We start from the raw sequence: 15,061 nt of genomic DNA on the forward strand, positions 1-15,061 counted from the left end.
ACCGCCATACTTCGAACCGTATCGTTGTTGACTACGCTCAGCTACTCGAGTCACATACTAAATACTCCGAGCTGCCAATTAATTATTCTCAGCTCACTACCTACGTCGCTCTTAAAATTTTTGTGTTCAAATAATAAAAAGAAACTGCGGCGACTGTTTTCCAAAATGGAAAATAGCGTTTCACGATTAATCAATATCTTAAATAACCTGTTATGATTAAAATCATGCTTGTTTATCATCAGGATGCCTTTTGTACCATGATCAAATATGTTCTTTTTAGTTTTTGGATAGTGTTAATTTATCCTCTGGGTGTAGATCTTCATCTAACCGGAATTCCACTTATCGCCGCCGACTTACACGCCACTGAAAGTCAGTTACACATGGCTTTTTCCATCTATCTGGCGGGAATGGCTTCAACCATGCTAATCGCAGGCTGGTGCGCAGATCATATCGGACGTAAACCAGTCGTTTTAGTGGGTGCAATGGTTTTTGCCGCCGCATCAATCATGGCCGGCTCAGCGACCACAGCGAATGTATTTTTAGTGGCTCGTTTCTTACAAGGAATTGGCGCTGGATTCTGCTATGTGGTGACATTCGCAATCTTACGCGATGTTTTATCCGCAAGAGTGCGGACTAAAGTGTTGTCGATGATGAATGGCGTCACCTGCATCGCTCCCGTGCTTGCACCTGTCATTGGCTTTGCTATTTTGCTGTTTTATCATTGGTCAGTAATGTTCTACTTTATGGCAGCCTATGCAATCGTCAGTATTCTCTTTTGCTTAGTTGGCATCAAAGAAACCAAGCCAACAATCAACAAAAGTGAGCAAGGAACCGTTTCGGCGTCCTCCTCTTCAGATGAAAACTTTTTAAATGTGTTCTTTCTGACTCGCTTAGTGATTTCATGTTTAGGTATCGCAGTGATCCTAACTTATGTGAACGTTTCGCCAATTATTTTGATGGGAAACCTTGGTTTCACAACGGGGCAATTCTCCACCGCGATGACATTATTGGCTATGCTAAGTATGGCAACGTCATTTTCTATGCCAAAATTGATATCGACATTTAAAAGTCAATCTTTGATCTACATTGGGCTAAGTTTATTTATTATCAACTCATTGATTTTAATTATTTATCAGTCAGGCTTTAACTCTATTATTCTCTTGTTTGTCGTGTTTGGTTTTTGTGGTGTTGGCTTCTCGATGTTATTCGGTATCATCATGAGCCAAGCGTTATCCCCTTATGCCCGAAAAGCGGGGATCGCCAGTTCGATTTTAGGAATTTCCCAACTCGGTTTTGCGTCGATTTATATTTGGGTAATGGGCTGGGCAGGTGTGCAATCAATGAGTATGTTGTTAATTATTTTGCTCGCCGCCGGTCTTATCGGAATGATTTTACTGAAAATATCGTCAACTCACGCAAATCAGCCAATGGAAGCGATGGAATAATCAATCAGTCATCATCAAGTAGGAGATGGGGTCACTCCCATCGTCCTCTCACACCACTGCACGTCTGGTTTGGTGCGGTAGTTCATGTTATCCCATTAGAGCCAAATACCTGTGCTATCGTCGTGTGTAATGGCCAAATAAAACAATAAAGATTTATAGCGTATATACTAGTCATACTTCAATTTGCAGGGTTGTTGACGACACTCAGCGAGTCGAGTCGAGTGAATCACTGAGTTTATCTATACTCCCCGCCTACATGCAACTCGAATTATTTAGAGTATAATTAAGCAAAATCTTATAGATATAAAAGTCTCCTATTTTTATAAACATCGGTGAAAACGCTGCCATACTTTCAGGCTAAATTAGCTCGTTTTTTAGTTCTGATTTTTACACTGGTACAAACCAGTACGTTTGATAACAGAATTAAGAGAATGATTATTATGGGATTACTTGTCATTAAATCTGATTCATAAACATAAGGCAACGCTATTCCCCCCAAAATATCTCCTGTAAGAAAAGCCGTTTGTACCAAACCAAAAATATGTTCCGCATTGTTATTTTGTGCAATTTCCATTTCAATAAAATTAATTAGCAATGAACAAACCGTTCTAAACATATACATTGCAATAATAGATACCGCAAAAACTAAAGGTAGTTCAAATTTCATAGACCAGAACATCGTATAAAGCATAAACATGCATAAACAAGAAAAAAACAATAATGAAATAGATTTATCTTTGCCAGAAAAAATAAGCACAAAATAATTCTTGAGTAGAAACCCCGCTATTACACCTGCTGACATGACTAAACCTACATTTGCATCTGAGAAATGCATATTCTTTAGATAAATGGGAATAATCGGCAATATTAATGCCCAACATGTTCCACTAATAATAAATGCAATAAAAAGGATCAAATTAGTTTTATTAAAAAATTTGAGAGATGAAGATGACTTTTTTTTACTTATTTTGGATACTTCCAACTCACTTTGATGAATGTCTAATGAAGGGATAGCGATTATTGCGATTAACACCATCACTCCACTGGCAAAAAGAGCTGAATGATATGGGTATTGAATTACCATAGAAAGAATCGACACTAAGCCCCCTGCAACAAAAGCACCAAGACTCTGTGCTATCGTGCTTATATTATCGGTGTGCAATAAGACTTTATCTTGTTCTTTTTTATGGAAATTAAAGATCAATGATTTAAGAGCAATAGCAATAATACTGGCCCCCACTCCAGCCATCAAACCTGAAGTTACAGCAATGCTTATCCCTATAGGGTATGCTCTGAGTATAAGACCTCCGCCGTAGAGAGAGAAACCAATAAATAAACCGATCTTAGTACCAATAAGAGATAACCCTTTTGCATAAAGAAGTGAACATGCACCTGCTACTGCCATCATTACATAAGAAATTGAAAATAATTTTAATTGTTCTTCCTGTTGCCAATATATCGGTTGTAGTGTTTTTGAGATCCACATGGGAAAAAGATACAAAAAGTATAAGATATATATTTTGTATGCCATGCTTAAACTCTCAACATTTCAATATTTTTATTAATTAAATGGTGCTCTGGGAAAATACGTTGACATTCTAAAAGGTAATTAAACGCCTCTTTATCAGAATATTGAGCAATATTTTCAGCTTGCAAAATTAGCCATTCGGGGATCAGAAAAACACTCGTTTTTTGCATAAGGCGATGCAACATCTTATAGTTATTATTCAAGGAAAGTATATGGGCATAATTATAAGCGGTAATGCTATCACCTGAAATTTCCCAAGCCAGTCTGGCATGCTTTTCGGCTAAAATGTCATCTTCAGATGATGATAGCTCAATACTCAGATGATAGTGACTATCGCTATGTAATGGACTAACAGATAATGCATTATTAATTTTTTCAATATAACTCGTCATATCTCCTTTTTCATAATAACACATTGCTAATTCAAGGTGATATTCAGGAAAGGTATAGTCAATCTCTAATAGTTGATTAAAGTATATGATTGCTTCATCATATCTACCCAACCATTTATAACACAGGCATATGTTATAAATAATGACTGACCGATGCATATAGTGCTGCATACTATCGCCATCTGATAATTGTTTAATTCCCCAATTAAGTAGTTTTATAGCCTCTTCAGAATGCCCGTCTCTAAAAAGAACAAGCCCATATCCATTACGATTGAATACTGAATAAAAATTTTTCTTATCTTGACCTAAATAATCTAGCTTTCCTAATTTAATAAGGTCATATGCTTCCTGTAGAAAATAACGTCCTTTTTCAAGGTTAAGCTTATTAGCTTTATGGTGGCGAAGATATAACATTGATAATGCATAATTAGCTTTAACAATACTTAATGCATCTCCAGACTCTTTACTTTTTAGATAGTAGTACTCCGCCTCTATAGGTTTATTAAGACAGTTTTTAATTGTGCCAATCAAATTTGCATGTGAACGCTCATAATTATCAAAACAAGTTAAACAATGTTCTATTAAATGGTCTGCGCTGTATATATCTCCAGAATTAATAATCATTTTTATATAATCATGAAGGATATCAACATTTCCAAACTCCCACCTAATTATTTCCTTCGTTAATTTCACTTCATTTTCTGTTAATTTAAATTCATTTACTACAGCATAGTCTGCAATTAAAATCACAGAAACACCCATACGATATAATGCTTGAATAAAATCATTAACAATTGGATACGTGGATGACTGAGCGAGAATGCTAATAACATTAACGCCTGAGTCAGATATTTTTTTTGCTAACTCAGCAACCTTTCTTGATACTCTATCACTTAAGTAAAATCTAATTTGGTCATCGGGACTAATTTTATCTGTCAATGACAAATCGCTTTTATCAAAATATTCCAAAGGATAAAGAAATTTTTTATCATTAATAGTTAATGTTTCTTTTGAAACATACCTGAGTAATACTTCGCGTATTATTAAATATTCCAATGGGATATTTATAGCCAAGTTAAAGTAATTCATTGAATATAGCCTCCTTAAATAAAAAGGAGATAGTTACTCTCCTTTTTATTACTCCAAATTACTTAACGTTATACATTACCGAAAAATCTATCCGTTTAGCGCTTGGTTTCATCTTTATCATTTTCATAATTATTTCCTTCAGATATAATTTAACTTTATTATTTAACCAACGTACTTATTATATTGGCCTATTTAAAGTTACACACATAAAATAATCATGTCAAAATTTATTTTTATTTTAATAACCACAATATACCACATATTATAATTAGTCTTTGAAACATTAGCCCACCTTTAATTTAATGGTGATATGATTTAATGAAAATCAGCTTAAGCATATCTGTTTTAGCGATTTTATTGATTTTTAATTTCAGTGATTTGAAATTAAATCTCGGACTTTTAATAATTACTCGCCAATCAAAATTAGCTAATTATTGAATTATTAATTCCTCTATTAATTAAATTGAAAGTGTAAACTAAAAAAATAGAACAAGTCAACCTACGTTAATTGAGAACATTAAGGTTTGATTAACTTTATAATGTTAGGTAGGCAATTAATCATATTCGGTTCTTGTCAGCACCAGACTTGGCGACCAATAAAAAAACCATCACAGTACAGAACAACTGCGATGGTTCAGGAAAATTGAAGTAAATAACTCGAAGACCAACAATCCCTGTATAAATCAGCGTTTTTTCTTACAACCTTGCACGGCTTTGAAGCGCGGATTTGTTTTACAAATAACATATACACGACCGTGGCGACGCACCACTTGGCAGTCTGGGTGGCGTAGTTTTGCCGTTTTTAACGAACTCAATACCTTCACGTTTATTTCTCCTCTTTTGACAAGAAGCGTGCAAAACGTTTCTGGAACTGTGCCGTTTTTCCTTCTTGTGAAATCATTTTCTGTTTACCGGTATAAAACGGGTGTGACTCCGAAGAGACATCTAGAGTGACATAAGGAAAGCTTTCGCCTTCAAACTCAATGGTTTTCTCCGTTTTAATCGTTGAACCAACTTTAAAATAGGCATCGGCACTGGTGTCATGGAAAACAACAGTTCGATATTTTGGGTGGATTCCGTGTTTCATCATAATGCACCATTTGTTATGTTATAATATAACAATACTAGAAATAAAAAAGAGGTGCAATTATTTTCGTGTGGAATAAAAGTAAAAAATGGATAATCAGAATGAAACTGTGAAATGAAGCTAGCCAATTATTTGGCTAGCTTTTTGATTTTAAATTGAAAAATGTATTATCTAAAAGATTGCGATAACGGCACTTCTGGATCAGGCTCATGTGTGATTCGGTTTCTTAAATCACGTCTTATAATTTCAATCGACCAAAACCAAACTGCGTGACCGAAGATCTCAGAAAAATACTCATCAAAAGGTAGCTCGGTTAAAGGCGGTGTCAGGTGCAATAGCGGGAAGCTAATGCCATGAACTGCAACAGTCGCGAGTAAACCCGCCATGATCCCTTGCCACATTTTTACTTTCGGGAAAATCTCGGCAACAAGGCAATAGCCAATTGCAAAGACCAAAGAGAAAATAATGTGCGTTATCATTACTGGATTAATAATGTGCTCAGAAAAGGTATAAACCGTTGAAGTAGGATCAATTCCTAAATAGTCACGCAAAAAGAGATAAGGTGGATTAAATTCATTCCTTCCCCCCGTAAAGGTTCTTGGCGGAAAAGGAACTTCTGCCCCCCATTTTACAAATGCAGAAACGATACCTCCCACTATCCCCACAATAAAAGCCACACCAAAACGACGTCGATGTTTTTCCGTGCGATAAAATAACCCTATAGACATAAACCACCATTATTTAATTTAAATTGGATGAGCTTTATTTATTCTCTTTTTTAAGAGAAACGTATATGACACATATCAAAAAAAGACTAATTAACGATATTAACTTTTCTTATCTATATTTCTATTTTATTCCTAACGCTTTATTTTTTGTGCAATTAAGCGTAATACTTATCTCCTTTCAATGAACCAGACTATTCCACATAATTTAAGTTACGACTAAACACTTTCAGCAACTTAAATTATTTTATGGATGGCTTATCAATACGCTATGCTATTTGAGGCTTTGGTAAATTGTATGACAATATTAATGTTAGTCCACACACAGAAAGAAATACACCAACATAGATCAAATTCAAACCGACCAAATAACTGATAATGAGAGGAGTAACTCCACCAACAAGAGTTGATGTTAAATTATAGCCCATGCTGAGTGTTGTGACTTGTCCATTCGCATCCTTTGCCATCATATAAGACCAATTACACAAGACCATAGAAGTAATTAGCATAATGCAGAGCAATGCAAACAGAATCAATTCAGTCACTTCACTAGCCATCATGAAATAAAGTGGCACAGAACATAAAATAAGCCCTAAAACGCCCACGTTATAAACCTTAATAGCTGAACTGTATTTATCTGTTAACCAGCTACAAATAGCAATCATTAACAGCAGCAAACTTGATAGCACAATAGAATATAGACTTTTTAAATCGCCAAGATTTAAATGTTCACGTATCAAAGAAGACGACAAATTCTGGGTATAGAATGCGACAGAACCGGGAACTACTACTAGGAAAATATGAAATGATATATACCAATTTACCTTGCGATACTCCTTCGAAATAATTGGAATATCAGGAAGACGAGAACGAAACCAAAAACTGATGGCGATATTGACTACGCCTAGCAACAAAGGGATACGCCAGCCAATCGTCTGCATTATTTGTAAATCAAGCGTACTTTCGAGTAATAGCACAACAGCTAAAGAAATAACCACCCCAGAAAGTCCACTACCTGTCATTAAGGCTGAGATCCTTGAGTACTCATTACTTTTTGCATCATGTAATAAATAAGTTGCTAACGCTGGATATTCCCCTGCATAGCTAAACGATAAAACCATTTGTAGTATTAATATCACTAATGGTGTGTAAATACCTAAAAGCGATATCGGTAAAAATGCCATGCATAACGTGGCTGTACCCGTAATAGAACTAGTGAGTATAAGCGCGCTTTTCTTTCCCACACGGTCAGCATAACGACCAATAATATAGCCGCCTATTGGTCGAGTAATAAATCTTAATGCAAAAATCCCCCAGATCATTTCGGTTGCTTGTAAATAACCTTGCCGTTCCAACTCGGCACTTAAATACATAGATATCGCAGTAAATACGGCAATATCATAATACTCAAGTGCATTTCCAATCACTGTGCCAAACCTGAATTTCCATTTCATTTATTGCCCTTACTATAGTTAATCATTGCTACTAGCGATTGATATTGGCATTACATATCAATCGCCTTAATGTCAAAGCAATTACGGATAACGTACTAATGTTTCCAAGCAAGACAATGTTATTCCCTGCTCTTTTAATGCATTAAATAACCCACTATCAGTTGCATGGGAACAATCGAGTTTATCTTTAATTTTTTGAATTCTTTGATTTTCAATCTCTTCAGAACATCCTTGAATAATACTAATTTCTGAAACTTGACAATTTGAGAGTAGTAGCCGAATAGTCATGATCTCTTCGCGGGTAAAACGGATATTACCAAAGCGCATATATTGTTGAATATCGGATGACTCAATCGATAGCTCCTCTATTGTTTGCAATGATCCTAAAGGTAATGCAATTTCGGCCCTGAGAGGCAAAACAATTTCCTCATTTTTTTCCCATGTTGTGTGAATATAATCAGCAATTGAAGGTCGATGACTATAAATAGCTAACAAATCATCCATTGATAATTGTTTTTTAGAATTAATTGATGTGATTTCAAATACATTTCCATATTGATTACAAAAATCCAATTTCAATGCATTTTTATTGGTCTTAGACAAAGCATCTGCATGAGCTTGTGAGTAGTTATTCCAATATTGAATGCCTGCCGTAAGCCTTTCACTTATTAACAGATCTAAGTCATCCCCCCAATATGTTAACATCCAATCATAATTACTTGATACGGTATGAATAACCTTATCACATATATCAATGCGCGAATAAGTTACATCTATATCATTCCAATCAAAATTATTAGTAAAGTTATTTTTAAAATCAACGCAGTTTTTTTCTATGAAATTATTTTCAATATTCATAACACTCCTTATATTATTAATTTTATATATCAAAAAAAATACATTTTACTCAAAAATCATCATCGTGACATGTCACGATATGGACTTATTACATTAAAACGAAATAATTACCTCGCAATATACTAAAGAAGAATAGTATTTATATTTATAGCGACAACTTAACGTGTTAAATAAATATTGAATTAATAAATAATGATAGACATTGATTAATCAAAACCCATAAAAATCAAATGCGAAAGACAGAAATTAGCCTATATATCATTATGATGAATTAACCAACGTTTCTAAACAGGCTAATGTAACACCCTGCTCTTTTAAGGCACTAAACAATCCACTTGGTGATGCGTACGGGCAATTGAGTTTCTCTTTAATTCGTTGAATACGTTTATGCTCAGAAGCTTCTGAACAACCTTGAATAGCACTAATTTCTTTAACTCTACAATGGGATAGGAACAATCTAATGGTGATGATCTCTTTGCGAGTAAATCGAATATTTCCAAAACGCATATATTGATGGATATCTAACAATTCAGTAGATTTTTCAATATTATTATTTAGTTCCATTGATTTTGGAAGATCAATTCGAAGTGGTAGAATTATACTTTTTTCTTTCCCTAATAATTGATGTATATAATCAGAAATAGTAGGGGTTAATTTATAAATCATCGTCATATCCAATAAAGAAAGCTGCCTCTTGGAATTGAACGATATAATTTCAAAATTATTCCCATATTTATTACAAAAATCAACCTTCATATTTCTTTTATCTGACTTTTCTAGAATTTTAGCAAAAACACTTGAATAATTACTCCAATATTGAATCCCAGGCTCTAGCCTCTCACGTAAGCTTAAATCTAAATCATGATCCCAACAAGTTAATAACCATTCGTAATTATTTGAGATGGCTTTAACTTTTTCATTAACCGTATCTACATGCATAACTGAAATATCCATATCATTCCAATCAAAATAATTAGCAAAGTTTTTTGTTAAGTTAGCACACGCCTTCTCTAGAAATTTGTTTTTTATGTCCATAAACACACCATTAAATTTAATTTAAAATTAATGGGCGTATCTTTAACACGTCGAATTAAATATTAAAATACTAAATTTATGATAATTTAAAAACACTAATATCTATGTGTTGTTATCAATCCTGAAAAACAAGAACTAGATATAATTAAATAGGTAATAATTAATATTGATAATAAATAGAAATATTACAATAGAAAATTTTCATCACTCCGTTCAGAATTAAATTATTAATTTTTTTGATACGAAACATAATTTGATCTCGTATAGGTGATAAATATCACCACACCTCAGCACTGTTTTTCTGTTAGCATTGTCCTTGGTATAGTTATTTTCAGTGCTTTCGCGAAATCAATTATAAAACATCACCATAATGAAATAATTTTTTACCTTAAATAATGGTTTAAAAATAGCCAAAAGTGACAAAATGGCACTTTTAGCGTTATTTTATGATGAGTTTGAGCTGAAAATACGACGACAAGAGAAGCAATACCAATAAACAAGCGCTAGGTGCATACATAGCTATGTGACTAGTGCGAATGAGCGCAGTGCCATATTTAAAAGCTATATTTAGAATGCATGCGCTGCAACTTAAAGTATGACGGGTAAGGCTAATAGGAGAATACCATGTATTACGGCTTCGATATGGGCGGTACAAAAATTGAACTTGCAGTGTTTGATGAATCACTCAAGCAGGTATGGCAAAAGCGTGTACCGACACCTAAAGAGGATTATCAAGCTCTCCTTAATGTTTTTAAGAGCCTAACCGAAGAGGCAGATGCGGCATTAGGTTGCCGAGGAAAAATAGGGGTCGGCGTACCTGGTATCGTTAATCACGAAAAAGGCACTGTTTTTACCACCAATGTTCCTGCCGCAAAATATAAACCGCTGATCCATGACTTAGCAAATATCTTACAGCGCCCAGTTAAAGTTGAAAATGATGCTAACTGCTTTGCACTATCTGAAGCTTGGGATCCTGAATTTACTCGCTACCCAACGGTGCTTGGCCTAATTCTTGGTACAGGTGTTGGTGGCGGATTTGTCACTAATGGCAAAGTACTATCGGGTAAAAATGGTATCGCTGGCGAAATTGGCCATATGAACATTTCACTACAGGGTGCTCGACTACTGGGTGAGACAGTACCAGAAATAGCCTGTGGTTGTGGTAAAACGGCCTGTTTTGAAACCTATTTGGCAGGCCCAGGTTTCGAGCGAATTTACGCCGCATTTACGGGTAAAAAACGTTCCGCTGTTGAAATTATTCAGCTTTACCAGCAAGGCGATGCCGTCGCAAAACAGCATGTCGATCGCTATATCAATTTATTAGCTATGTTTTTAGGGCAAGTACTGACCGTGCTAGATCCTGATCTTGTGGTTATCGGTGGTGGATTATCGCAGTTTGATGGCATATACCAGCTATTACCTACCGCACTGCCACAATATTTATATGGTATAGCCAATCTTCCTGCGATAGAAAGGGCTCGCTACGGTGATTCAGGTGGTGCAAGAGGCGCTGCTTGTTTAAATCTGAGAGACTAATCTCCTCAAACGAGTAACGTGGCCGCTTATATTTAAATTAATGGGCAGATAGCGCGGGAAAATGACCTTTTCCTGCGTTGTATTGAATCCTTAATCTGTCATTTAATTATTTGTTTATTTTCTTACTAATTGCATTGGTAATAATTCAATTTATAAGTAGGCAATAAACGACACTATTCCTATAAAAACACGCTTAAAGTTAGAATAGTGTAATGATTTAACTTGTTGAGGGATGTTAATATCCATCCAACTCTCAATATGATGAATAAGTTGACTTCCAATTATCTATATTTGATCACAGGTTATATTTAGCTTTTTTAATTAGTGCATTTCGATAATAAATAACATTTAATTACATATTACTGAGATTACTCATTATCTTTTGTTATTGATTGATGGCAAGATAATCCTTATATATCAATTTTTTATAATTTATCTTTGTTAATCCAAAATAAATCATAAAAATCAGCTAGATATTAGAGACTAGTCCGATACTACAAATCATTAAAATCGATATTATTCGGCAATACAAGTAATGCTTTAATTGTGTGACATCGTTTTAAATGCAGATCCTCGCCCGGTCATCAAATTTACATCATTATCTATGTTCATCGGGCTGGTTGGTTTTATCGAAATAGCACACGTCAACAACGCTGCGGCTTGAAGTATAAAGGGTATACCCAGTTTGAAATATAAATGGCTACCCTAAATAATTCGAATTGCAGCTAGGCGACAAGCGAAGATATCTCGGGGAGCATACATAAGTATGTGACTCGAGTAGCGAAGAGCAGTCAACAACGCTGCGGCTCGAAGTATGACGGGTATGGAGAACCTGATGAACTTATTCCTACAAAACTGCCTGACCTTTCCGGCGATTATTTTTAGCGGATTGCTCATTATTGTTATGTTTTATTGGCTATGCGCCGCCTTCGGCCTATTAGATATTGATTTATTCAGTGTTGATACTTCTATCGATAGTAACGGATTTGATGCAACAGGCTTTGCTGGCTGGCTCACAAAATTAGGCTTAGCGGGTATTCCGGTCACCATTATTCTGACTTTATTTACTCTCTTTGGTTGGCTACTGAGCTACTTTAGTGTTCATTGGTTTATTCGCTTTATTGATATCACGCCGCTGCGATACTTGGCTGCTGTAGTCGCATTATTGATAATTCTCTTTATTTCCCTTCATCTTACTGCCCTCTGTTTAAAACCATTACGCGATAAATTGGCTAACTATAACAAGCCGAAAAGTGTCCACCAATTAATGGGCAAACTCGCCACAGTACGTTCAGGCGAAGTAAACGAACAGAAAGGGGAAGCTGTTTTAGAGGATGGTGGTGCAGGGTTGATTTTACAAATTCGTTCAGCCTCAACAGAAAATATTAAACGTGGCGATCGTGTTGTCATCATTAGTTATGACGCGGATTCACACAGCTATCATGTCGTGACTGAAGAAGAGTTTCGACGCTAATAGCAAACCATATACCCTAAATCATTCAAGCTGCATTTAGATGTCCGACACCGATGCAACTTGAAGTATGACTGATATATATTAAAACGACGACATCGTCTGAACCCATGGAGAAAAAATATGGAATTGGCTGCATTTATGCCCTTTTTAACCATTGTCGGGGGCATTATCCTAGTCATACTAGGATTTTTTGGGCTGTTTAAAGCCTTCTATATCAAAGTACCGCAAGGAACTGCACTGATTGTTAACGACATGTCGGCGCAACCAAAAGTCCACTTTACGGGGGCATTAGTCTATCCAGTTATCTATAAAAAAGAGTTTATGCGCATTTCTCTTTTGACCTTAGAAGTGGATCGCCGCGGTAAAGATGGCTTAATCTGTCACGATAACCTACGTGCAGATATCACTGTTGCCTTCTATCTGCGTGTTAATGAAACAACAGAAGATGTATTAAAAGTGGCAAAAGCCATTGGTGTTGAGCGTGCATCTGATCATCAAGCGGTTAGTGCCTTATTCAGTGCAAAATTCTCAGAAGCGCTGAAAACGGTTGGTAAGCAATTCGACTTAGCGAAACTGTTTGAAGATAGACAAAATTTCCGCGATCGCATTGTTGATGTTATCGGCAAAGATCTTAACGGTTACGCCCTAGAAGATGTGGCGATTGACTATTTAGAACAAACACCAAAATCCGCACTTGATCCAAACAATATCTTTGACTCTGAAGGTATTCGGAAAATCACCGAAATCACAGCAATCCATAACATTGAAACTAACCAGAAAGAACGTGACCAAGAGCTGGCGATTCAAAAGAAAAATGTGGAAACCCGTGAGGCAAGCTTAGCGCTAGAACGCCAACAAGCTGATGCTGAAGCGCGTCAAAAACGTGAAATCGACAACATCCGTTCTCGTGAACAAGCTGAAACATTGCGAGTTCAAGAAGAAGAACGTCTGAAATCAGAACAAGCACGCATCCAAACCCAACAAGAGATCGAAATTCGCGAAGAGAACCGCATGCGTGAAGTTGAGGTCGCTCAACAAAACCGTACCCGTGCTGTCACTATTGAAGAAGAGCGTGTCACTCGTGCCCGTGACCTCGAAATTGTTGCTCGCGAACGCGAAGTTGAATTACAACGCATTGAAAAAGAAAAAGCGTTAGAAGAAGAACGCAAAAATATTGCTAATGTGATCCGTGAACGTGTTGTGGTTGAAAAAAGTGTGGCACAAGAAGAAGAGCGCATTAAAGAAGTGCGTGAAATTTCAGAAGCTGACCGTTTAAAACAAGTCACCATCATCAATGCTCAAGCCGAAGCAGAAGAATCATTGGTTCGCCAAGTGAAGAAAGCCGAAGCTGATGAGGCAAGCGCAAAACACCGCGCTGAAGAAATTAGCACCATGGCTCAAGCTGAGCTGGAAGCTTCAGCAAAACAAGCCGAATCGAAAAAACGCTTAGCGGAAGGGATTGAAGCCGAGCATGCTGCACTAGGTCTTGCTGAAGCTCGTGTGCGACAAGCAACCGCTGAAGCAGAAGAGAAAGAAGGTTTAGTCCTCGCCAATATTACTGCTGAGAAACTGTTAGCTGAAGCACGTGGCCTGAAAGAAAAAGGCTTAACTGAAGCGCAAGTGATGGAAGCAAAAGCTCACGCAGAACAGCAACAAGGCTTAGCAGAAGCGAAAATTCTCGAAGAGAAATTAACGGCTCAAGCACGTGGTGATGAGCAACAAGCCATAGCTAAAGAGAAACTGGGGCTGGCTGATGCTAAAGTCCTCGAAGAAAAACTGGCGGCACAAGCTCGCGGTGAAGGCCAACTGGGTGCAGCACAAGCTGAAGTCATTCGCCAACGCCTGAAAGCAGAAGCAGACGGTTTAACCGATAAATTCAAATCTATGGATCACCTCAGCGATACCGCTCGTAACCATGAAGAGTTCCGTATGCGTCTTGAGAAAGAGTTCGAGCAAGCGATGGCATCGATTGATGCAAATAAAGAGATCGCGCGTGAACAAGCCGATGTCTTGGCGGCAGCTCTGGCGAAAACCAATATCGAGATCGTTGGCGGGGATGGCAGCTTCTTTAATACCTTCTCTAAAGCCTTGAGTTTAGGTAAAGCAGTCGATGGCTTTATAGACAAGAGCAGCTTTGTCAAAGAAAATGTCGAAAAGCTTATCAACCGTAAAGACGATAAAAAAATCGATATCGCTGCACTGCTGAAAAATCCTGAAGTCCAAGAATTAGTTAATGGATTTATGGCAGCGAAAGGCGCAGGTCAGCTGGCAAAAACAGTAACAGCAAAAGCTGAAATCTCAACAGATGATGAACGCTAATTAGCCTATATCCAGATAATTCAAGATGTATGTCAGCAACTCCTATAAAGAACTGCGAATGACATAGGAAAGCTGACAACTTGAATAATTACAGATATATACCCAAAATATTCTAGGTG

General features: G+C 36.5%; 12 protein-coding genes. 4 read left to right on the forward strand and 8 right to left on the reverse strand.

The window, feature by feature from the left end; genetic code table 11:
* Positions 1 to 257 precede the first annotated feature (257 nt).
* The gene (locus tag OOA_RS18345) at positions 258 to 1,445 is read left to right on the forward strand and encodes an MdtL family multidrug efflux MFS transporter (RefSeq protein WP_008913669.1); all 1,188 of its coding nucleotides are present in this window, start codon (positions 258 to 260) and stop codon (positions 1,443 to 1,445) included.
* 352 nt (positions 1,446 to 1,797) lie between these two features.
* On the opposite strand, the gene OOA_RS18350 is transcribed toward OOA_RS18345, so the two are convergent.
* From OOA_RS18350 to OOA_RS18385, 8 genes are all read right to left on the reverse strand, one after another.
* Positions 1,798 to 2,976: an MFS transporter gene (locus OOA_RS18350; protein ID WP_008913670.1), complete on the reverse strand. Its 1,179-nt coding sequence runs from the start codon at positions 2,974 to 2,976 to the stop codon at positions 1,798 to 1,800.
* Positions 2,977 to 2,978: 2 nt separating this feature from the next.
* Positions 2,979 to 4,454, reverse strand: a complete 1,476-nt coding sequence (locus OOA_RS18355) for a tetratricopeptide repeat protein (RefSeq protein WP_008913671.1) — start codon at positions 4,452 to 4,454, stop codon at positions 2,979 to 2,981.
* Between the two features lie 683 nt (positions 4,455 to 5,137).
* On the reverse strand, positions 5,138 to 5,278 hold the full coding sequence (gene ykgO, locus OOA_RS18360) for a type B 50S ribosomal protein L36 (protein ID WP_008913672.1): 141 nt from the start codon (positions 5,276 to 5,278) through the stop codon (positions 5,138 to 5,140).
* A 2-nt stretch (positions 5,279 to 5,280) separates the two neighbouring features.
* A complete protein-coding gene (locus tag OOA_RS18365) occupies positions 5,281 to 5,541 on the reverse strand; it encodes a type B 50S ribosomal protein L31 (RefSeq protein ID WP_008913673.1) in 261 nt (86 codons plus the stop codon).
* A gap of 167 nt (positions 5,542 to 5,708) precedes the next feature.
* A complete protein-coding gene (locus OOA_RS18370; protein ID WP_008913674.1) occupies positions 5,709 to 6,269 on the reverse strand; it encodes a YagU family protein in 561 nt (186 codons plus the stop codon).
* Positions 6,270 to 6,535: 266 nt separating this feature from the next.
* Complete coding sequence (locus OOA_RS18375; RefSeq protein WP_008913675.1) at positions 6,536 to 7,720, reverse strand: MFS transporter; 1,185 nt, start codon at positions 7,718 to 7,720, stop codon at positions 6,536 to 6,538.
* An 81-nt stretch (positions 7,721 to 7,801) separates the two neighbouring features.
* Positions 7,802 to 8,578, reverse strand: a complete 777-nt coding sequence (locus tag OOA_RS18380; protein WP_008913676.1) for a hypothetical protein — start codon at positions 8,576 to 8,578, stop codon at positions 7,802 to 7,804.
* A 261-nt stretch (positions 8,579 to 8,839) separates the two neighbouring features.
* Positions 8,840 to 9,613 (reverse strand): helix-turn-helix transcriptional regulator, encoded by a 774-nt coding sequence (locus OOA_RS18385; protein ID WP_008913677.1) that lies wholly within the window; start codon positions 9,611 to 9,613, stop codon positions 8,840 to 8,842.
* Positions 9,614 to 10,237: 624 nt separating this feature from the next.
* Here OOA_RS18385 and nagK point away from each other — a divergent pair.
* The 3 genes from nagK to OOA_RS18400 all read left to right on the forward strand — a co-directional run bounded on the left by nagK (position 10,238) and on the right by OOA_RS18400 (position 14,942).
* Positions 10,238 to 11,149 carry an N-acetylglucosamine kinase gene (gene nagK / locus OOA_RS18390; protein ID WP_008913678.1) on the forward strand — a complete coding sequence of 304 codons (912 nt, stop codon included), beginning with the start codon at positions 10,238 to 10,240 and terminating at the stop codon, positions 11,147 to 11,149.
* Positions 11,150 to 11,984: 835 nt separating this feature from the next.
* Positions 11,985 to 12,623, forward strand: coding sequence for an OB-fold-containig protein (locus OOA_RS18395; RefSeq protein WP_008913679.1), 639 nt, complete (start codon positions 11,985 to 11,987; stop codon positions 12,621 to 12,623).
* Between the two features lie 120 nt (positions 12,624 to 12,743).
* Positions 12,744 to 14,942: a flotillin family protein gene (locus OOA_RS18400; RefSeq protein ID WP_008913680.1), complete on the forward strand. Its 2,199-nt coding sequence runs from the start codon at positions 12,744 to 12,746 to the stop codon at positions 14,940 to 14,942.
* The last annotated feature ends 119 nt before the right edge of the window (positions 14,943 to 15,061 follow it).

This window comes from Providencia burhodogranariea DSM 19968 (assembly GCF_000314855.2).
Classification (GTDB): Bacteria; Pseudomonadota; Gammaproteobacteria; order Enterobacterales; family Enterobacteriaceae; genus Providencia; species Providencia burhodogranariea.

Bases quoted from the DNA above. Each gene is read 5' to 3' on its own strand.
- OOA_RS18345 (WP_008913669.1), top strand. From the start codon at position 258: ATGATCAAATATGTTCTTTTTAGTTTTTGGATAGTGTTAATTTATCCT.
- OOA_RS18350 (WP_008913670.1), bottom strand. From the start codon at position 2,976: ATGGCATACAAAATATATATCTTATACTTTTTGTATCTTTTTCCCATG.
- OOA_RS18355 (WP_008913671.1), bottom strand. From the start codon at position 4,454: ATGAATTACTTTAACTTGGCTATAAATATCCCATTGGAATATTTAATA.
- OOA_RS18365 (WP_008913673.1), bottom strand. From the start codon at position 5,541: ATGAAACACGGAATCCACCCAAAATATCGAACTGTTGTTTTCCATGAC.
- OOA_RS18370 (WP_008913674.1), bottom strand. From the start codon at position 6,269: ATGTCTATAGGGTTATTTTATCGCACGGAAAAACATCGACGTCGTTTT.
- OOA_RS18375 (WP_008913675.1), bottom strand. From the start codon at position 7,720: ATGAAATGGAAATTCAGGTTTGGCACAGTGATTGGAAATGCACTTGAG.
- OOA_RS18380 (WP_008913676.1), bottom strand. From the start codon at position 8,578: ATGAATATTGAAAATAATTTCATAGAAAAAAACTGCGTTGATTTTAAA.
- OOA_RS18385 (WP_008913677.1), bottom strand. From the start codon at position 9,613: ATGGACATAAAAAACAAATTTCTAGAGAAGGCGTGTGCTAACTTAACA.
- nagK (WP_008913678.1), top strand. From the start codon at position 10,238: ATGTATTACGGCTTCGATATGGGCGGTACAAAAATTGAACTTGCAGTG.
- OOA_RS18395 (WP_008913679.1), top strand. From the start codon at position 11,985: ATGAACTTATTCCTACAAAACTGCCTGACCTTTCCGGCGATTATTTTT.
- OOA_RS18400 (WP_008913680.1), top strand. From the start codon at position 12,744: ATGGAATTGGCTGCATTTATGCCCTTTTTAACCATTGTCGGGGGCATT.